Origin of the sequence: Neorhizobium puerariae (assembly GCF_042429745.1) — a bacterium.
Classification (GTDB): Bacteria; Pseudomonadota; Alphaproteobacteria; order Rhizobiales; family Rhizobiaceae; genus Neorhizobium; species Neorhizobium puerariae.
In genome coordinates this window covers 16,661-34,619 of record NZ_JBHMAA010000011.1, presented here as the reverse complement: position 1 = coordinate 34,619, position 17,959 = coordinate 16,661, and the positions used below count along the sequence as shown (strand labels likewise).

The window sequence follows — 17,959 nt, the reverse complement described above, 5'->3', positions numbered from 1 at the left end:
AACGACGCACTGATGATTGAAGTCGTAGCCAAGGACGGGGTCGCATTGCCGCTCGAAGACTCGGGAAAGGCAGACGCCCCGATGTCTTCCAGCCAGGAGCAGAAAGGCGGATCATGGTGGCGGACACTGTTGCTGGCCGGGTTGTCGCTCGGCCTGGGGGTAGTTGCCGGCATGTATCTGCAGTCGCCGGTCCTGAAGGTCCTGGAGCTTGCGGGGCTTGATCCGCTCCAATCCTCATCCGTGACGGCCTTGACGGAGGAGAGCCAGCCGACAACGGCTGCGGCCCCGCTCGACGTCGTCGCGCTCGGCCGCCTCGTGCCGAACGGCGGCACCCTGGCCGTCGCGCTTCCCAACGGAGCGGGCGATGCGCGCATCGCCCGCCTCGTGGTTGCCGAGGGCGAACGGGTGGAAGCAGGGGAAACCGTTGCGGAACTGGACAACATGCCGGCGCTCCTCGCCGCAAGAACCTCGGCCAAGTCCAATCTCGCCGCCCAGCAGGCCGCACTGGAACAGGTGCGCGCATCGATGCTGGCGAATCTCGCGGAGGCCCGGGCCAATCATTCGGCGGCGGAAGCGGCATCGACATTCGCGGACCTGGAGCTCGAGCGGCAGACCAGGCTCGTTGCCGGCAACTCCACCACGCAGGTGCTGCTCGAGCAGGCTCGGTCGAACGCGATCAAGGCTCGGGCCGAGCTGGGCCGGACAGCGGCGCTTGTCGAGCGGTACGGTGGAGCGGAGACGGGCAGCCAGCCCGACATCCTGCTGGCGGCGCGCAATCTCGATCTGGCGCGCGCCAACCTCGCCCGCGCCGAGCAAGATCTGGCCTCCGCGCGGGTCGTCGCGCCACGAGCGGGTATCGTGCTCGAAGTTCACGCCCGCGTCGGCGAAAAGCCATCGACGACCGGGGTCATGACCATCGGCGACATCACCCGGATGACGGCGGAACTGGAGGTATACCAGTCCGACGTCAAGCAGGTCGCGCCCGGCCAGATCGCCAGGATGACGGCGCAAGCGCTGCCGGCGCCTCTGACGGGCAAGGTCACGCAGATCAGGCAGATCGTCGGGCGCCAGTCGGTGATGTCCACCGAGCCGGCCGCCAACGCGGATGCGCGCGTGGTGCGGGTAACCGTCGCTCTGGACGCGGAATCCTCGGCCCTTGCCCGCTCCTACACCAATCTGGAGGTCGTTGGCAGAATAGCGACGAAGGCCGAATGACCCGGCTGCTGCATCTCCTGCTCCGGCGTACGCCCATCGGCTGGCTGCAACTCACCCACAACCACATGCGGCTGGCGGCGGCGGTGGCGGGCATTGCCTTCGCCAATCTCCTCGTCTTCGTCCAGTTGGGCGTCGTGGCTTCGATGAACAGCGTCATCTACCTGACCTATACGCCTTTCCGTACCGATATCGTCATCTCCCCGCCCAGTCCCGAGCTCTTTGGCGGTGCGCTGCTGTCGCGGCGGATCATCTACATGGCGCTTGCCGATCCGGGCGTGGCGGATGCGACCGCGCTTCATCTCGGCAATATGGAATGGAAGCGGCCGGGTGGCATTTCCAAGGCCCTGATCGTGTACGGCATGGCGCCCGAGGCGAGTGCCTTCGCAGGCGAGACGATCAGCGAACAGCAATTGGCCATGCTGGCCCTGCCCAATCGCGTGCTGCTCGACAGCGAGTTCCGGGATATCGGCCAGAACGGCGACGTAGCAGCCGTCGAGCGGATATCGCCCGAGACGCCCCTGGAGTTCGAGATCAACGGCCATGCCGTTTCAGCCGTGGGCAGTTTCAAACTCGGCAGCGGCTTCGGTTACGACGGTGCGCTCTTCATGTCGGACCAGACGTTCCAGCGGCTCGTCCCGGAGCGGACTGCCGGCACGCTGAGCCATGTTCTCGTCCGGCTGAAGCCGGGGGCGGACCCGGCGCCCGTCATACGGCGCCTGAACGAACGGCTGGCATCCGAGCATGTCCAGGTCCGCACGGCCGGGCAGATGATCGCCGACGACGTCGACTACATGAATACCGAGGCGCCGATGGGCATCATATTCGGGATCGGCGTGTTCATCGGCATTTTTGTCGGCCTGGTCATCGTCTACCAGGTCCTCGCAACGGATGTCGCCGCCCATATGAAGGAATATGCCACGTTCAAGGCCATGGGCTATCCGCACCGTTTCCTCCTCGGCATCGTCTTCGAGGAAGCGCTGATCATCGCCTTCCTCGGCTTCATGCCCGGGGTCCTGCTCGGAAGCGGGGTCTATCAGGTGATGGCGGTGGCGACCGGCCTGCCGCTCGGCATGACGCCGGGCCGCGCGCTCTCGGTCCTTGCGGGCACATTCGCCGCCTGCGCGATCTCGGGCGCTCTCGCAACCCTTCGCCTCAGGCGGGCGGAACCGGCGGAGTTGTTCTGATGACGAACCGTGGTGAACCACCCATCCAGCTGAAAGGCGTCAATCACTGGTTCGGCGCCGGCGAAACCCGCATCCAGGCGATCTTCGACGCGTCGCTGTCGATCGAACGCGGCAGCCTGACCATCCTGCGCGGCCCCTCCGGCTCGGGCAAGACGACCCTGCTCACCCTCATGGGCAGCCTGCGCAAGGTGCAGGAGGGGTCGATCCGCCTGCTGGGTCGGGAATTGCGGGGGGCAAGCGAAGCCGGCCAGGAGGTGTTGCGCCGCCGGCTCGGCTTCATCTTCCAGGCCCACAATCTGCACGAAAGCCTGACTGCGCGGCAGAACACGCTGATGGGGCTGCAGGTGCATGGGCCGCATGGCGATGCGGCAAAGCAGGATGCCGCGGCGGTTCACATCCTGGAATCGCTCGGCCTGGGCAAGCGTATCGACTACCTGCCGGAAAAGCTCTCCGGCGGGCAGAAACAGCGCGTGGCGATTGCCCGCGCGCTCGTCTCCAACCCGGAGATCGTCTTCGCCGACGAACCGACCGCGGCACTCGACAAGGATGCGGGGCTGCATGTGGTGCGGATGCTCAAGGCGCTCGGGAAAACACGCGGCACCTCGACAGTGATCGTCACGCATGACGCCCGCATCATCGATTTCGCCGACAGGGTCATCACCATAGAGGACGGACGATTGGTGTCGGACTGAAGGAAAACCGAATGCAGGTGACCGCGTATCGCCCGAGGACTTGGCCCTCCCCGTCATCGCCGGCGGCTCCGTCGCATATGCATGTCCGTTCGGGAAGGGTGAGCGGACAATGGACAAGCGGCCCGTCAATTGACGGGCCGCTTGTCCGGCGAGGCGTCAGCAGGACTTCATCATCCGTTTCGCCGTCACCAACGACACCGTCCCGCCGGTCCCGACTGAATCCAGGGGGTAACATCGTGCCGGCAGGACAACATCGCTTCCAATCTGTCGAACCTGGAAGGAACCTGCTCCCGGGCTATTGCCGTCAGGAAATTCCCGCGTCAGGTTCGCGCGGGATACCGGTGCCGACAAGGGGCGGCGCCGGCGGATTTGCTGCTTCCGACCGGGTTCCCAGAGCGCCGTGCGCCTGAACGGGCGCAGCAAGGACGCTCTAGAACTTGTACCCGACCATCAGCATCGCCGACGGCTGCACGTCGTCCTGAACGATCGGGCTGTCCTTCGCGTCGCCGGTGAGGAAACCGACCCCCGCCTGGCCGCGGACGAGCCAGTGCTCCGTCGCCATGTAGGTTACCGAGGCTTCGATATCGAAACGCTTGAGGCCGGCGCCGGCCTCGTATTGCCGCAATCCCGATCTTGCCGATTGAGCAGCGGTCACGCCAAAATAGCTTTCCATATGATTGTCGTCGGCGAATGTCGCGGAGGCTCCCGCCGAAAAGATGAAGCGATCATAGTGATGGGAGATGTTCGCTCCCACCTGGCCGACCAGGCCGTCGCTGCCGCCAATCGTCTTGTCGACGGACGCGTAGAATTCCAGCGGCCCTGTTTCATACGAGATTTTCGTTCCGACGACGCCGCCGGCATCGATATCGCCAAGTCCCCGCAGATGTTTGGAGTCGTCCTCATCGCGCCCTCCTCCCAGTTCATAGCCGCCCTTCACCGTGACCTTGAAGCCATTCGCTTCCAGCACATCGATGCTCAGCCCGCCCGGGTCGATAGTGAGGCGACCGAAGGTTGCGGAAATCATGGGAATGGGGACGAATTCGAATTCGTCCGATCCTTCGTATTTCGGCGCGTACATGACGCCTGCCCCAACGATGACATTCCAGTCGTGGAGCTTCTGGCGTATGCCTCCGAAGCGCCCCTTGTCGAAGCTCTCCGCCGGGGGAATAGCGGCGGCTTCATTTTCATAAAGATCGGCCGCGCCCGCCTGGAGCGGAAAGACGGCAACCGTCGAGAGGCTCGTGGCGACGGCGACCCACCGCGAGAGAGTTGAGAAAGATAGCGTCAATGACATTCGAATTGGCTCCTGGAGTCTCGTAGCGATTTTCAACGAATGCCAGGGGTGCAAGCCCAACGCGTCGTGTCTTTCGCGGCCGCACTGTCTCAAACGGCCTCGTTAACTTGGATTTTGTGATGTTGAGAAATGTTGCCGCGCGATCGATGGGTGGCCTGCTGGCGCAGGCGGCTGACGTATCGCTCCGGCCGGGCCCCGGCTTAACATATCAAAATATCTCTACCCCGTGACTTTAGGCGTGTTTTTGCGACAATGGGGGGGTGAAGCCCCGGAAACATTGAAGCCCCGGGGCATCCGTCGGATCACACTTTCAAAGCGAACACATGACAGTTCAGCATCTCGTCGTATCGGAGACGGTATCCCGCGTTCTTCTTGTCGAAGACGACGACGAGATCGCTGCGATGGTCGTCGAAATGCTGACGGAGAATGGTCTTCAGGCTGTTGCGGTCGGCTCGGCCGCCGGCATGGACGCCATCCTGAGAAAGCAATCCTTCGATCTGGTCGTGCTCGATGCCATGCTGCCGGGTGAAGACGGTTTCAGCATCTGCCGCCGGCTGCGGGCATCATCGACCATTCCCATCGTCATGCTCACGGCGCTCGGCGATGAAATCAACCGCATCGTCGGCATCGAGCTCGGCGCTGACGATTACATCACCAAACCGTTCCATCCGCGGGAATTGATGGCGCGGATAAAAGGGCTGTTGCGGCGTGCATCCTACGGAGTGGAACACCGCCCGCAGCAGACGGCCATGCAGTTCGCCGGCTGGCAGATCGACCCGATCCTGCGGCAACTGGTGTCCCCGGAAGGCATACATGTTTCGATGACGACGGCCGAGTTCGATATTCTTCTTGCCTTCTGCCGGAATCCGGGCCGCGTCATGACGCGCGAGCAGCTTTTGCGCCTGACCCATGCCGGCCTTGCAGGTCCGGTCGAACGCAGCATCGACGTCCATGTCAGCCGCGTCCGGCAGAAGATCGAGCCCAACGTTCGCGAGCCGACCTTCATCAAGACGGTCCGGCTGGGGGGCTACATGTTCACCCCGAAAGTCGAGGCCTGCTGATGTTCGCACGCTTCCGGGCCGGGTCGATCCGCCGGCAGATCGCGGCCTTGGCCGTCGGCCCCATCATCTGCCTCGTCATTCTGGGAACCATATCGGAGTACCTGTTGCGTGACGATCCGGAGAGCGTTTCCTATGCCCGAACGACTGCCCTGAAGATCGAGACGGTCATCGATCAGGTCGAGGCGTCCACCTCCGCCGAGCAGAGAGCCGCGATCCTGGACGCCACATCCAGGACAGGGCTTCAGGTCGAGGAGGTGTCGGCGGCCGAGCTTTTGCAGGAGGCAGATACGGACATCTCGTTCGAGGATGTCCGCCATCTTGTCCAGAGCAACATGCCGGCCACCTTCGCAACGGCCTTCCGGGCGCAGACTGCCACCGGCAAACTTCACAATGTCCTGGTCGTTGGCATGGGGGGCGACCGCGCCCTGGCGTTCCTGCCCGCGTCCCCTCCTCCCGATGGCTGGATCAGCGACCAGCAGGTCAGCATCGTGCTGCAACTGATGGGCCTCGTCCTGCCGGTGGCGCTTCTGTCGCTCTATGCCGCGCGGGTCATTGCGGCTCCTCTTCTTGAGTTCGCGAAGGCCGCGGAAACGCTGAAGCCCGACAAGGGGCCGGACAGGCCCTTCGATGAGGGGGGAGTCGCCGAAATCCGGACGCTGGCAAGATCGCTGAACGACATGCGCAGCCGCGTGCGCAGCATGATCGACGACCGCACCCGCATGTTGCGCGCGATCAGCCACGACCTGCGCACGCCGCTGACACGCCTGCGCCTGCGTGCCGAGCGCTCGATGCAGCCGGAGCTCAAGGCCGCGCTTTTGAAGGATATCTCCGCTCTCAGCGACATGATCAACGATACGCTGACCTATCTCAGCAAGGAGATGGCGACCGAGAAGCCGGTCAATGCCGACCTGCCCAGCCTGTTGGCCACCGTATGCTCCGACTTTTCCGACATAGGCTTCAACGTGAAATATGTCGGGCCGGAACGCTTTGCCTATCGCTGCAAACCGCGGTCGCTGGCCCGCGCGATCACCAACCTCGTCGAGAACGGCACCAAGTTCGCGCAGGAAATCTCCGTCGAGCTTTCGGTCCTCGAAAACGGAATCGTGCGCATAGGCGTTGTTGATGACGGCCCCGGCCTTCCCGGCAGTTTGCGGACCCGCGTGCTCGAACCCTTCTTCAAGGTCGATACGGCGCGAACATCGACCGATCGCAGCGGGTTCGGGCTGGGGCTCTCGATCGTCGATGACATCGTGCGGGCGCATGGCGGCACGATCGAACTCCTGAACAGAGCACCGCACGGTCTTGCGGCGCAGATGGATTTCCCCGCCGAAGGCCATGTGACGGGAGGCGCGGCGCATGCCAAAGCCACCGGCTCTCCTCCTGCCGAGGAAAGCCGGTGGCCCGGGCAACGCAACGTTTCCTGATGTGAAGACACACCGATAATCGGCGCGATCCACGATCCGATCCGGATCGGCGGGAATACAGTTCTCAGGCTTGAACGAAAATCACCGATGGGTGACATATTCCGGCTCGGCCTGCGCAAGGCACGGTGATCTCCTCAGCTATTGTTGGCGGCTGTCACGAATGCCGCAAGTTCCTGTCCGTAACGCGCCGGTTCGTCGAAAAAGGGGCTATGCCCGCTTTCGGAGAAGAGCGACAGGCGGCTGTTCGAATGAATGGCCTTGATCCGCTCCGACATCGCGACGCGCACCAGCCGGTCATGAACGCCATTATCTCCGCCTCATCGCGACTGCCTTCAGATGCTCAGGCATAAATACTTGATCTCGGTGTAGTCATCGATGCCATATTTTGATCCTTCGCGCCCCTGGCCGAACTGTTTGATCCCTCCGAAGGGCGCGACCTCGGTCGAGATCAGGCCGGTATTGATGCCGACCATGCCGTATTCAAGGGCCTCGGCGACGCGGAAGATTTTCGACATGTCCTTCGAATAGAAATAGGAGGCGAGACCGAATTCGGTGTTGTTGGCCATCTCGATGACCTCTTCTTCGGTTTCAAACCTGAAGACCGGCGCGACCGGGCCAAAAGTTTCTTCCCGCGCCACTTTCATGCCGGTGGTCACGCCCGTGAGAATGGTTGGCTGGAAAAACAATCCGCCCCGCTCGTCGCGCTTGCCCCCAAGGGCAATTTTCGCCCCCTGTTCCAGGGCATCGGAAATATGTTCCTCCACCTTGGCCACGGACTTGTCCGTAATCAGGGGGCCGGCGGTCACGCCCGGCTCGAAGCCATCGCCGACCTTGATGGTTTTTACCCTGTCGGCAAGCTTTTCGACAAAGGCGTCATAGACGCCCGCCTGCACGTAAAGCCGGTTGGCGCACACGCAGGTCTGGCCATTGTTGCGATACTTGGAAACCATCGCCCCTTCCACCGCCGCATCGAGATCGGCGTCGTCGAAGACGATGAATGGCGCATTGCCGCCCAATTCCAGTCCGAGCTTCAGGACCTGTTCTGCGCCCTGGCGCATGAGAATCTTGCCGACATTTGTCGAGCCGGTGAACGTGATCTTGCGGACCTTGTCGTTCTCGCACATCTCCTTGCCAATCGAGGGGGAGTCGGTGGAGAGAACGACATTGAACAGGCCCGGCGGCAAACCGGCCCGCTCCGCCAGGACCGCAAGCGCCAGCGCCGAAAGAGGCGTTTCCGAAGCCGGCTTCGAAACCATGGCGCAACCGGCAGCGATTGCCGGGGCCATCTTGCGGGCGAGCATGGCGTTGGGGAAGTTCCAAGGGGTGATCGCTCCGACCACACCGACCGGCTGCCTGATGACCATGATGCGCTTGTCACTCAGATGACCGGGGATCACGTCGCCATAGACGCGCTTGGCCTCTTCGCCGAACCATTCCACATAGGAGGCGCCGTAAAGGATTTCGCCCCTGGCCTCGGCGAGCGGCTTGCCCATTTCAGCGGTGAGGATGGCGGCGAGGTCGTCGGCGTTTGCAACCATCAGGTCAAGGAGCCCACGCAGCACCGAAGCACGTTCCTTGCCGGTCCTTTTCGCCCAATCCTTCTGTGCTTTGTAAGCGACGGCAATGGCTCTGGCCGTTTCGACACGGTTCATGTCAGGAAGCGTCGCGATCACCTCTCCGGTCGCCGGATTGGTGACCTCGAAGGTCTTGCCGCTATCGCTTTCGGCCACCCACTCGCCACCGACCCGGGCCTTGTCCACGGCAAGGGTCGGATCGTTGAGCTTGTCCAGAAGTGCCTGGGAGATCATTTGCCGTGCTCCATTCTAGCGTTGTCGGATCTGGTTCAGGCAATTACCGACGGCGTCTCGCCTGCCTTTGTCGCCTAATGGCTGAAGACGTGGGCGGAGCCGGCATCGAACCTCAGCCAGACCGCGTCGCCGCGATTGAGACCAGATATCGCTTCATGACCGAACGGCAAGCGGACGGAGAGATCATTTCCCCGCGCCGTCGTCGTGACGACATGCACGTTGTTGCCGAGGAACGTGATATCGTTGACGGTTGCCGGCAGCCCTGTTTCCTGCGGAGCCTTCGACAGGAACAGGCGTTCTGGCCGAAGCATGACGGATGCCTGGGCATTTGCGGATGCTGAACCGTGGACAGGCACGTCGGCGACCGTCATGCCGCCGCCGATGGAAATTTCCGCGCGGCCGTTGGATGCCGCAAGAATGCTGCAGGGCAGGAAATTGCTGTCGCCGATGAATTCCGCAACAAATCGCGTGGCGGGATTGGCATAAAGTTCCGGACCCGTTCCGATCTGGTCGATCACGCCTTTCGAAAACACGGCGATCCGGTCCGAAAGCCTCAGCGCCTCTTCCTGGTCATGAGTCACGTAGAGGATCGTCACTTCGGTCTGCTGGTGAATACGGCGGATTTCGTACTGGATCTCCTCGCGCAGTTTCTTGTCGAGCGCCGAAAGCGGCTCGTCCATCAACAGGACCGGCGGATCATAGGCGAGCGCACGGGCGAGCGCGACACGCTGCTGCTGGCCGCCCGACATCTGAACCGGCTTGCGATCTTCAAACCCCTCCAGCCGGACCAGGCGCAGCATCTCGCGAACCCTGGCGTCAATCTCCGCTCTTGGCTTTCTTCTCACTTTCAAGGGAAAGCCGATGTTCTCGGCAACGGTAAGATGGGGAAACAGCGTATAGCGCTGGAAGACCATTCCGATATTGCGCTGGTGCGACGGCGTGGAAAGCAGCGTCGTGCCAGCCAGCTTTATGTCCCCCTTCGTCGGGTTCTCGAACCCGGCAAGGATGTAGAGGGTCGTGCTCTTGCCCGATCCCGAGGGACCGAGAAAAGTAAGGAATTCACCTCTGCGGACGTCCAGGTTGACATCGTGCACGGCAACGACCGGACCATATTCTTTACGAATGCCCTGGATCTGCAGGAAGGGTGTGGTCATGATTTCATTCCTTTGCGCACAAGTGCGATAAGCGTCATCAGCGCGAGGGTGAGAACGATCAGAAGCGTCGAAGCCGCCGCCACGACGGGGGTCAGGTCCTGCCTCAGGGTTGTCCATACCTTTACCGGCAGGGTTTGAAGCGTCGGGCTCGCCATGAAGATCGCGACGACAACCTCGTCCCAGGAGGTGAGAAAGGAAAAGACAGCGGCCGAGAACAATCCATGGCTGATGGCGGGCAATGTGATCCGGATCTTCGCCTCGACCGGGGACGCCCCGCATAGAATTGCAGCGTCCTCGATCGACGTGTCGAAGCCTTCAAGCGCGTTGCTGATCGACAGGATCGAGAACGGCAAGGCCAGCACGAGATGCGAGAGAACAAAGCCCGCCATCGTGCCATTCAGGCCGAGTTGGAGGAGGAAGGCATAAAGTCCCACGGCCAGCACGACGACCGGAAGGATCATCGGCGTCAGAAAGAGCGCCTTGGCAGCTTCCCGAAAGAGGAACTTGCCGCGGATCAGCCCGAAAGAGGTAACGAGGCCAAGCAGGACCGACAGGACGGTGACGATCGCCGCGATCTTGAAGCTAGTCCAGGCCGACTCGAGCCAGCGAGGGTCGGCGAACAGCTCGGAATACCACTTCAGCGTCCACCCCGGCGGGGGAAAGATCAGCCACTGCGACGACCCGAAGGAGAGAGCTGCGATGAAGATGATCGGCAGCAGCAGAAACGCTGCCGTCAGCGCGGTTATCAGAAGCAGGATGTATTTCCAGTAACCGAGACGCTCGAAGTTCAACAGCACGGCTAGCGCCCTCCGAGGTTCTGCTGGCCGAAGAAACGCAACTGGACCGTATAGAGCCCAAGCGTCACCACAAGCAGCACCAGTGCCGCTGCGCCACCCATTCCCCAGTTGACGAGCGACTGGACGAACTGGGCGATGAGTTCTGCAAGCATCATGTTCGCGGTTCCGCCAAGCAGGGCCGGCGTCACGAAATAACCGAGCGACATCACGAACACCATCAGGGCGCCGGCCGCCATTCCGGGAGCTGCAAGCGGCAACAGGACGCGCGTGAGCGATTGCCAGCGCGTCGCGCCGCACAGGGCGGCAGCCTGCAAGATGGCGGGATCGATCTTGCGGATCACGCCGTAAAGCGGAAGGATGATAAACGGCAGCATGATATAGGTCATTCCGATCGTCACACCCGTAAGATTGTTGACCAGCGGCAGGGGCGCTTCGATCAGCCCCATTCCCATCAGCACCTTGTTTATGACGCCCGTTCGCTGGAGGAGGACCATCCAGGCGTAGGTCCGGGCAAGCAGGTTCGTCCACATCGACAGAAGCAGGATGGCGAAAACGACGGAGGCTGCCTTCTGCGGCATGATCGCAAGCGTCCAGGCGACCGGAAAGCCGATGACAAGGGAAACCAGCGTCACGAGCGCCGATACGGCGAAGGTATTGAGGAATATCCTGAGATAGGTGGTGGAGCCCAGAAGCTCCGCATAGTTCGAGAAGCCGGGAGTGGGTTCCAGAACGCTTCGCAACAGAAGCGCGACCACGGGAATGACGAAGAAGAGCGCGACGAAGATCAGCCCCGGCATGACCCATGCAACGCCGACGGCACTCGCGACTTTCGTGGTCTTGCGTCGTATGGCGTGATCTCGCGACTGCGAGACTGCTGTAGCGGACATGGTTCTCCCTTTCGAAAATCAGCGGCGGATCACTTCGCCGCTGCAAACCGGAGCCGGAGCGGCCTGGATGATCGGGGGGGCAGTTGCGCCGCCGGGCGCTTCGGAGCCCTGATCAGTCCGAGCCGCTGCACTCCCCTCCCCGTGGGTTATTTCGCCTGCCAAGCGTACCACCGCTCGCCGATGGCGTCGCGGTTCTTGGCCCAGTAGGACATATCCGCGTTGACCTGGCTCGCGGTCTGCTGATCGGGCAGTGTTTTGGCCGTGGCGGCATCCATGAGCTTGGCGGAGTCCAAGTTGGTTGGCGCATAGCCCGTTGCGATCGCCATGTCCGCCTGCGATTGGGCCGACGTGGCGAGCGCGATAAATTCCATCGCGGTTTTGACGTTCTTCGTGCCCTTGGGGACGACCAGAGAATCGGCGGCGGTGATGTTCTGCTGCCAGGACGTTTCCACGCTCACGCCGGACTGGGCCAGCGCCGTCATTCTTCCGTTCCACAAGCTGCCGAATGGAGCTTCGGCGGAGGCGAGCAGTTGTTGCGATTGAGCACCGCCCGACCACCAGATGATGTCCGACTTGATGGTGTCAAGCTTCTTGAAGGCCCGGTCGAGGTCGAGCGGATAGAGCTTCTCTGCGGAAACGCCATCCGCCAGAAGTGCGGCTTCGACGACACCTGGTGCCGACCACTTGTAGAAAGTGCGCTTGCCGGGGAATTTCTTCGTATCGAAGAGGTCGGCCCAGGTCTTCGGGCAGGCCGCTACGGCATCCTTGTTGCAGCCGATCACAAAGGAATAGTAGAAGCTGCCGACGGAATAGTCGGTGACGAAACGAGGGTCGAGCCTGGACTTGTCGATCACGCTGAAATCGAGCTTTTCGAGGAGGCCCTTGTCGCCGGCCTGCGCGGCGTAATCGCCCTCGACGTCGACAACATCCCAGGTGACGCTGCTCGCCTCGACCATCGCCTTCAGCTTGCCGTAGTCCGTTGGCCCGTCCTGCAGGACCTTGATGCCTGTCTTCTGAGTGAATTTATCCGCCCACGCTGCCTTCTGAGCGTCCTGCGTTGTCCCTCCCCAGCTGGAGAAGACAAGATCAGCCGCACTCGCAGAAGAGGCGATTAAGATGAAGGCGGCGGTAGCCGCGAGTCCCAGTTTCAGTTTCATGTTCCCACTGTTCCTTCTTTCAGGAGTTCATCTCTCTTCACGCTGCATTCTCCGGAGCCGCCTCAGCCCAGAGGCGAAAAGCGGGCCGGCCTTACAATCTTGTTCTCCGCGACCTCGATCAGGTCGCGGATCTTGGGCAGGAAGGCCTGCCATGCGGGATCTGCGTTGAGCGCGGCCCGCCGCTTCTCGCGATCATCAAGGCTCTCGTAGGCCCAGATATGGACGATCTCGTTGATCGTTCCGATCTCGGACGAGAAGTAGCCGACGAGCTTGCCCAGGTGCCCCTTCTGGATATCGATCCCCTCCTCTTCGACCAGTCTGAGGTAGGCCGGAACGGCTCCGTTCTTCAGGCGGTAGGTGCGGATCTCGTAGAACATCGACTTCACCGCATCACGAAGGGGTCTGGGAAAGGCGCATCGGACGTGTTGAGCCAGACCGTCTTGGTGCGGGTATAATCCATCACCGCGGCCATTCCGCCTTCGCGTCCGTGGCCGGAAAGGCCGTAGCCGCCGAAAGGCGCGATCGGCGAGACGGCACGATAGGTGTTAAGCCAGACGATGCCCGCATGAAGGCTCCTGCTCATGCGGTGGGCTCTGGCCAGGTTGCGGGTAAAGACACCCGACGCAAGACCGAAGCGGGTATCGTTTGCGAGTCTCAGCGCCTCTGCTTCGGTTTCAAACGATACGACGGACAGAACCGGGCCGAAGAACTCCTGGACGAGCGAGGGGGAGGCAACGCCATCGCAGTCGAGGATGGTTGGGGGATAGTAATTGCCGGGGCCTTCCGGACGGATGCCGCCGGTGACGAGCTTTGCGCCGGCCGCAACGGAAGCGGAGACAAGCGCATCGACGTGATCCTGCTGACGGCGGGTGGCGAGCGGACCGACTTCCGTTGCCATGTCGAGCGGGCTGCCGACCCGGATCGCCTCGGCTTTGAGCTTGAGCCTTTCGATGAATTCGTCCTTGATCGAGCGCTCGACGATAAGGCGCGAGCCGGCGACGCAGGACTGGCCCGTCGCCGCGAAAATTCCCGCGACCTGGGCATTGACGGCACTGTCCGGATCGGCATCCGCGAAGACGATGAACGGCGACTTTCCGCCGAGCTCGAGCGAAGTCGACGCAAGGTTTTCCGCTGAATTGCGAACGACGTGCCGGGCAGATTCCGGCCCGCCCGTGAAAGCGATGTGGTCAACCCTCGGATGACGCGTCAGCGCCGCGCCGCAGGCTGCGCCAAAGCCGGTGATGACATTGACGACGCCCGGCGGGAACCCTGCCTCATGCACCAGCCGGGCAAATTCGAGCAAGGGCGCCGGACCGTCTTCCGAAGCCTTGAGGACAAGCGTGCAGCCCGCGGCGAGCGCCGGACCGACCTTGACCGCCGAAAGGAAGAGCTGGCTGTTCCAGGGAACGACCGCGGCGACGACACCGACGGGCTCGCGACGCAGCCATACATCCATGTCGGGCTTGTCGATCGGAAGGAACGAGCCTTCGATTTTGTCGGCAAGTCCCGCATAATAACGATAGTAATTGGCGACATAGGCAATCTGCGAAGAGGTTTCGCGGATGATCTTGCCCGTATCGCGGGTTTCCAGTTCCGCCAGCGTTTTCGCGTTCTCTGCGACAAGGTCGGCGAGCTTATGGAGCAACTGGCCGCGCTGGGTGGCCGTCATTCTCGCCCAGGGGCCATCGGTGAGCGCCCTGCGGGCGGCCTCGACAGCGCGATCGACCTCGGCTTCCCGCGCCTCCGGCATCATGGCCCAGGCCTCGCCGATGGCGGGATCGAGGCTCTCAAACCCGCTTTCGCCGTCTTCAAACACGCCGTCTATGTAAAGCTGGAAGCGTCGCATGGCGTCTTACCCCTTGAAGGCCGGCATCACGTCGCGGATGAACCGTTCGAGAGAAGCTTTCTTCCGTTCGAACGTCATTCCGGTATCGATCCAGAAGGAATATTCGTCATATCCCAGCGCCTCGTAGTGCTTCAGGCGCGCGATCACCTCATCGGCGGTTCCGACAGCGAGATTGCTGCGCATGACCTCCGGCGAAACCACGGCATTCGCCGCGATCTCCTCCTCGCTCAGTCTCTCGATCAGGCCCTGACGGATCGGCCGCTCGTTCTTGAACCAGGCGAAGAAGTAGTTGTAGTAGATACTCAATTCCTTTTCGGCCTGCGCGATATCCGCCCCGTCGGCGCCGACATAGGTGTGCAGCAGCAGCATGATCTTGGGGCGGGGCATGTGGGGAGCGTTTTCGCACGCCGCCTTGAAGCGCTCCATCAGGCTGTCGATTTCCTTGTCGCCGTTCCACAGCGGGGTCACCTGCACGTTGCAGCCGCTGGCGACGGCAAACTCATGGCTGTTGGGGTCCCGGGCGGCAACCCAGATCGGAATCGGGTCCTGAAGCGGTTTCGGCGATGAGGTCGTCGCGGGAAACTTCCAGAACTCGCCGTCATGGGCGTAGTCGCCCTGCCAGACGCCCTTGACTGCCGGAATGAGTTCCCGCATGCGCTGGCCGGCGCCCCAGGCATCAAGGCCGGGGAAAAGCCGCTCGTATTCGAAGGTGTAAGCCCCGCGCGCGATGCCGAGATCCAGTCTGCCGCCTGTGATCAGGTCGGTCATTGCCGCCTCGCCGGCCAGCTTGATCGGGTGCCAGAATGGAGCGATCACCGTTCCGGTGCCAAGACGCACGTTCCTAGTGCGATTGGCAAGATCGGCAATGGTGACGAACGGGTTCGGAGCGATGGTGAAATCCATGCCATGATGTTCACCGGTCCAGATCGCGTGCATGCCGCCTTTGTCGGCGATCTCGCACAGCGCGATAAACTCGTCATAGAGCTGTTTCTGCTGCTGGTCCGCGTCCAGCCGTTCCATATGGACAAAAAGCGAGAACTTCATCGCCGCGTCTCCTTCATCGCGTTCGAATGCACCCTTCCCTCGGTCTCATTGCCGAAGTAGACGCCGAAATTGCCGATAGAACTCTCCAGCGCGAAGCGGCGTATGATGTCGGCGGTCGCCTTGCTGCGGGCGGCAGTCGGGTCGATCCGGGAGGATGGAAAAAAGCGGCCGGCCTTCGCCGTGCCCTCACCGGCGATCGCACGGTAGACGATATGCTGCCGCCCATCCGTCTTGTCCTCGTAGACGGAATAGAGAAATCCGATCGTTACCGGCAAACCCGTCAACTCTTCCAGGTAGTCGGCCAGAACCTCGGTGGGGTTGCCGTCGCTGATTTCGCAACTCGGCAGGTCGAGAGACCGGTCGTCGCCGACGAGCAGGATATCGCCGTGCTGCTCCAGGACAGCCGCGAATTCGATATTGCCCTCGCTGGCCGCCGAGACGGCCCTGGCCGCCAGGGTGGGCGTAAAATAGCCGCCGCGAGCATAGCCAAGCCCGTTCAGGCCGCTATTGCCGAACGATGTGACTCGGCCGACCAGAACGACATGATCTCCCGCTTCCACGACCTCGTGCATGGCGCATTCGAAGAATGCCGCCACATTGGAAAACACCGGACAGCCGCTCTCTCCGCTTTGCCAGTCGACTGCGGCAAAGCGGTCCTCGACAGGACGGGCAAAGGTGTTGGATACATCCTTCTGGCTTTCGGAAAGGACGTTCACCGCGAAATGCCCCGTGCCGGTCATGGTCGCATAATTGCGCGACGTCTTTGCAAGACAAACCAGCAGGAGAGGCGGATCAAGCGACACGGAGGTGAAGGAATTCGCGGTGAAGCCGATGGGTTTGCCGCCGGCGTCGCGCGTCGTGACAACAGTCACCCCAGTCGGAAATGCGCCAAAGGCGTCGCGGAGCGCCCTCGGGTCGAACGTTTGCGCTGTCATTTCGGCCTCTCCTCTGTAGCCAGCCATTCACGCATCATGTCGTTGACGATACCGGGCGCTGTCAGGTTGACCATATGGCGATGGCCCACGATGATCCGCGCCCAGCCGTTCCGCGCCTGCGCCGCCATTGTCTCGGCCATTTCCGGTGTCGAGTTGGGATCGCCGTCACCGGTCAGAAACATCGCCGGGCAGACGACCTTTGCCCAGCAGTTGTAAAACACGTCGTCGCCTGCGGCGAACGCGGAATATGCGACCGCATAACCTTCCGGATTGACCTGCTCCAGCCATCGGCGCGTCAGCTGGCGCGCCCGATCGCTCTGGGGATCGCTACCGAACCAACGCAGCAGCGGCCCCTCCTTGTCGACCCCTGTCGCGGCAATTGAAGCGGCTCTTGCGAGAACCGCCGCTTTCGCATCGGGATCGCGTCTGTGAACGCCGTTCAGATAAGCAATGCGCGCAATTCGCTCCGGAAAGGTTGCCACCGCACCACCCGATATCATCGCGCCCATGGAATGGCCGGCGATGTTCACCCGGGCAAGCTGCATGTCGTCAAGGAAGCCTCCCAGCCATGCAACGAAGTCCACGATCGTGCTTCCGACGGGAAGCCCGGCACTCTCGCCGTGACCGGGCATGTCCACGGCGATGACACGATGCGTCTTTGCCAATTCCGCGATCTGGGGAGCCCAGGCTTCCAATCGCATGCCAACGCCGTGAATCAGCAGAAGCGCTTCGCCTTCACCAACCTCGTGATAGGCAGTCCCCCCGGCTGAAATCCTGCGCGGGCAGACCAGATCGCCAACCTCAGGCGGTGCGACAAGTGTGTGATCGAAACCGGCCATGGCGCATTCCATTCCGTTCAGACGCCAGCGGGATTGGCGACGTCCTGCCCAAGATCCCTGAGATCCTGATACCGGTCGCCGATACGGTGATGCGGCCGGCCGCCGACAGATGCCCCGAGGGCGACAACGATCTCGTCCGCAGCGGGCGCATCGGGGATGGATGTCTGGATCGTAAGATAGTGGGAGCGACGCCCTTCGTCGTTCTTGTCCATGAGCGGGATCATGATCGGAGCGTTTGCGGGGCCGCGCGTGTTGCAGAAGGCGAGGTAAGACTTCGCTCCGACCGCCTGCCGATAGTGATTGCCGAACCGGAGCGTGTGAATGAGGGCCGAAGCGTGCTCGATTTCCCCATCCAGCCCGACGACGGCGGATTTGCCATAGCCTTCCACCGCTTCGCCGGAGCCGACCGTGTCGATGATCATTCTGGTCAGCAGTTCACCGAGCACAGGGGCGGCTGCATGAATTTCCGGCTTCAGATCCTCCACGAAGCCCTTGCCTGCCCAAGGGTTTTTCACCACGGCAAAAGCGGAAAACAGCTTGAGCGGCCGAGCCGCCGCCTTCCCGCCTTCGATAAGCGTCGTCTCGATCTGGAGCAGCGTCTTTCGGATCTGGATAGCCATGT

General features: G+C 62.1%; 17 protein-coding genes and 1 pseudogene. 5 read left to right on the top strand and 13 right to left on the bottom strand.

Annotated features, from left to right (window positions below; translation table 11 throughout):
* Nucleotides 1–12: 12 nt before the first annotated feature.
* Genes ACFFP0_RS08915 through ACFFP0_RS08905 form a run of 3 tightly spaced genes read left to right on the top strand, consistent with a single transcriptional unit; the run spans nucleotide 13 to nucleotide 3,091 of the window.
* The gene (locus tag ACFFP0_RS08915; protein ID WP_377259222.1) at nucleotides 13–1,215 is read left to right on the top strand and encodes an HlyD family efflux transporter periplasmic adaptor subunit; all 1,203 of its coding nucleotides are present in this window, start codon (nucleotides 13–15) and stop codon (nucleotides 1,213–1,215) included.
* Nucleotides 1,212–2,399 carry an ABC transporter permease DevC gene (devC, locus tag ACFFP0_RS08910; protein ID WP_377259219.1) on the top strand — a complete coding sequence of 396 codons (1,188 nt, stop codon included), beginning with the start codon at nucleotides 1,212–1,214 and terminating at the stop codon, nucleotides 2,397–2,399. The genes ACFFP0_RS08915 and devC overlap by 4 nt, the downstream gene beginning before the upstream one ends.
* Nucleotides 2,399–3,091: an ATP-binding cassette domain-containing protein gene (locus ACFFP0_RS08905; RefSeq protein ID WP_377259216.1), complete on the top strand. Its 693-nt coding sequence runs from the start codon at nucleotides 2,399–2,401 to the stop codon at nucleotides 3,089–3,091. The genes devC and ACFFP0_RS08905 overlap by 1 nt, the downstream gene beginning before the upstream one ends.
* 430 nt (nucleotides 3,092–3,521) lie before the next feature.
* On the opposite strand, the gene ACFFP0_RS08900 is transcribed toward ACFFP0_RS08905, so the two are convergent.
* Complete coding sequence (locus ACFFP0_RS08900; protein WP_377259213.1) at nucleotides 3,522–4,385, bottom strand: MipA/OmpV family protein; 864 nt, start codon at nucleotides 4,383–4,385, stop codon at nucleotides 3,522–3,524.
* Between the two features lie 323 nt (nucleotides 4,386–4,708).
* Between ACFFP0_RS08900 and ACFFP0_RS08895 the strand changes: the two genes are divergently transcribed.
* Nucleotides 4,709–5,446, top strand: coding sequence for a response regulator (locus tag ACFFP0_RS08895; RefSeq protein ID WP_377259210.1), 738 nt, complete (start codon nucleotides 4,709–4,711; stop codon nucleotides 5,444–5,446).
* Nucleotides 5,446–6,870: an ATP-binding protein gene (locus ACFFP0_RS08890; protein ID WP_377259208.1), complete on the top strand. Its 1,425-nt coding sequence runs from the start codon at nucleotides 5,446–5,448 to the stop codon at nucleotides 6,868–6,870. The genes ACFFP0_RS08895 and ACFFP0_RS08890 overlap by 1 nt, the downstream gene beginning before the upstream one ends.
* Before the next feature lie 134 nt (nucleotides 6,871–7,004).
* Here ACFFP0_RS08890 and ACFFP0_RS08885 read toward each other — a convergent pair whose 3' ends face one another.
* From ACFFP0_RS08885 to ACFFP0_RS08830, 12 genes and pseudogenes are all read right to left on the bottom strand, one after another.
* Complete coding sequence (locus ACFFP0_RS08885; RefSeq protein WP_377259205.1) at nucleotides 7,005–7,145, bottom strand: alpha/beta fold hydrolase; 141 nt, start codon at nucleotides 7,143–7,145, stop codon at nucleotides 7,005–7,007.
* Nucleotides 7,146–7,202: 57 nt separating this feature from the next.
* Nucleotides 7,203–8,678 (bottom strand): NAD-dependent succinate-semialdehyde dehydrogenase, encoded by a 1,476-nt coding sequence (locus tag ACFFP0_RS08880; RefSeq protein ID WP_377259202.1) that lies wholly within the window; start codon nucleotides 8,676–8,678, stop codon nucleotides 7,203–7,205.
* Between the two features lie 74 nt (nucleotides 8,679–8,752).
* Nucleotides 8,753–9,832, bottom strand: a complete 1,080-nt coding sequence (locus tag ACFFP0_RS08875; RefSeq protein ID WP_377259199.1) for an ABC transporter ATP-binding protein — start codon at nucleotides 9,830–9,832, stop codon at nucleotides 8,753–8,755.
* The gene (locus tag ACFFP0_RS08870) at nucleotides 9,829–10,629 is read right to left on the bottom strand and encodes an ABC transporter permease (protein WP_377259196.1); all 801 of its coding nucleotides are present in this window, start codon (nucleotides 10,627–10,629) and stop codon (nucleotides 9,829–9,831) included. Before ACFFP0_RS08870 ends, ACFFP0_RS08875 begins: the two co-directional genes overlap by 4 nt.
* Before the next feature lie 2 nt (nucleotides 10,630–10,631).
* Nucleotides 10,632–11,411 (bottom strand): annotated as a pseudogene (locus ACFFP0_RS08865) (ABC transporter permease); the annotation flags it as partial.
* Nucleotides 11,412–11,662: 251 nt separating this feature from the next.
* Nucleotides 11,663–12,673, bottom strand: coding sequence for a polyamine ABC transporter substrate-binding protein (locus ACFFP0_RS08860; protein ID WP_377259193.1), 1,011 nt, complete (start codon nucleotides 12,671–12,673; stop codon nucleotides 11,663–11,665).
* 62 nt (nucleotides 12,674–12,735) lie between these two features.
* Nucleotides 12,736–13,050, bottom strand: a complete 315-nt coding sequence (locus tag ACFFP0_RS08855) for an NIPSNAP family protein (RefSeq protein ID WP_377259191.1) — start codon at nucleotides 13,048–13,050, stop codon at nucleotides 12,736–12,738.
* A 5-nt stretch (nucleotides 13,051–13,055) separates the two neighbouring features.
* The gene (locus ACFFP0_RS08850) at nucleotides 13,056–14,519 is read right to left on the bottom strand and encodes an aldehyde dehydrogenase (protein WP_377259188.1); all 1,464 of its coding nucleotides are present in this window, start codon (nucleotides 14,517–14,519) and stop codon (nucleotides 13,056–13,058) included.
* A gap of 6 nt (nucleotides 14,520–14,525) precedes the next feature.
* The gene (locus tag ACFFP0_RS08845; protein WP_377259185.1) at nucleotides 14,526–15,563 is read right to left on the bottom strand and encodes an LLM class flavin-dependent oxidoreductase; all 1,038 of its coding nucleotides are present in this window, start codon (nucleotides 15,561–15,563) and stop codon (nucleotides 14,526–14,528) included.
* Complete coding sequence (locus tag ACFFP0_RS08840; RefSeq protein ID WP_377259182.1) at nucleotides 15,560–16,498, bottom strand: flavin reductase family protein; 939 nt, start codon at nucleotides 16,496–16,498, stop codon at nucleotides 15,560–15,562. The genes ACFFP0_RS08845 and ACFFP0_RS08840 overlap by 4 nt, the downstream gene beginning before the upstream one ends.
* Complete coding sequence (locus tag ACFFP0_RS08835) at nucleotides 16,495–17,337, bottom strand: alpha/beta fold hydrolase (protein WP_377259179.1); 843 nt, start codon at nucleotides 17,335–17,337, stop codon at nucleotides 16,495–16,497. Before ACFFP0_RS08835 ends, ACFFP0_RS08840 begins: the two co-directional genes overlap by 4 nt.
* Before the next feature lie 17 nt (nucleotides 17,338–17,354).
* Nucleotides 17,355–17,957 (bottom strand): amino acid synthesis family protein, encoded by a 603-nt coding sequence (locus tag ACFFP0_RS08830; RefSeq protein ID WP_377259176.1) that lies wholly within the window; start codon nucleotides 17,955–17,957, stop codon nucleotides 17,355–17,357.
* Nucleotides 17,958–17,959: the final 2 nt, after the last annotated feature.

What these genes read in the sequence shown, in the direction of transcription:
- ACFFP0_RS08915 (WP_377259222.1), top strand. Translation starts at nt 13, where the DNA reads ATGATTGAAGTCGTAGCCAAGGACGGGGTCGCATTGCCGCTCGAAGAC.
- devC (WP_377259219.1), top strand. Translation starts at nt 1,212, where the DNA reads ATGACCCGGCTGCTGCATCTCCTGCTCCGGCGTACGCCCATCGGCTGG.
- ACFFP0_RS08905 (WP_377259216.1), top strand. Translation starts at nt 2,399, where the DNA reads ATGACGAACCGTGGTGAACCACCCATCCAGCTGAAAGGCGTCAATCAC.
- ACFFP0_RS08900 (WP_377259213.1), bottom strand. Translation starts at nt 4,385, where the DNA reads ATGTCATTGACGCTATCTTTCTCAACTCTCTCGCGGTGGGTCGCCGTC.
- ACFFP0_RS08895 (WP_377259210.1), top strand. Translation starts at nt 4,709, where the DNA reads ATGACAGTTCAGCATCTCGTCGTATCGGAGACGGTATCCCGCGTTCTT.
- ACFFP0_RS08890 (WP_377259208.1), top strand. Translation starts at nt 5,446, where the DNA reads ATGTTCGCACGCTTCCGGGCCGGGTCGATCCGCCGGCAGATCGCGGCC.
- ACFFP0_RS08885 (WP_377259205.1), bottom strand. Translation starts at nt 7,145, where the DNA reads ATGTCGGAGCGGATCAAGGCCATTCATTCGAACAGCCGCCTGTCGCTC.
- ACFFP0_RS08880 (WP_377259202.1), bottom strand. Translation starts at nt 8,678, where the DNA reads ATGATCTCCCAGGCACTTCTGGACAAGCTCAACGATCCGACCCTTGCC.
- ACFFP0_RS08875 (WP_377259199.1), bottom strand. Translation starts at nt 9,832, where the DNA reads ATGACCACACCCTTCCTGCAGATCCAGGGCATTCGTAAAGAATATGGT.
- ACFFP0_RS08860 (WP_377259193.1), bottom strand. Translation starts at nt 12,673, where the DNA reads ATGAAACTGAAACTGGGACTCGCGGCTACCGCCGCCTTCATCTTAATC.
- ACFFP0_RS08855 (WP_377259191.1), bottom strand. Translation starts at nt 13,050, where the DNA reads ATGTTCTACGAGATCCGCACCTACCGCCTGAAGAACGGAGCCGTTCCG.
- ACFFP0_RS08850 (WP_377259188.1), bottom strand. Translation starts at nt 14,519, where the DNA reads ATGCGACGCTTCCAGCTTTACATAGACGGCGTGTTTGAAGACGGCGAA.
- ACFFP0_RS08845 (WP_377259185.1), bottom strand. Translation starts at nt 15,563, where the DNA reads ATGAAGTTCTCGCTTTTTGTCCATATGGAACGGCTGGACGCGGACCAG.
- ACFFP0_RS08840 (WP_377259182.1), bottom strand. Translation starts at nt 16,498, where the DNA reads ATGACAGCGCAAACGTTCGACCCGAGGGCGCTCCGCGACGCCTTTGGC.
- ACFFP0_RS08835 (WP_377259179.1), bottom strand. Translation starts at nt 17,337, where the DNA reads ATGGCCGGTTTCGATCACACACTTGTCGCACCGCCTGAGGTTGGCGAT.
- ACFFP0_RS08830 (WP_377259176.1), bottom strand. Translation starts at nt 17,957, where the DNA reads ATGGCTATCCAGATCCGAAAGACGCTGCTCCAGATCGAGACGACGCTT.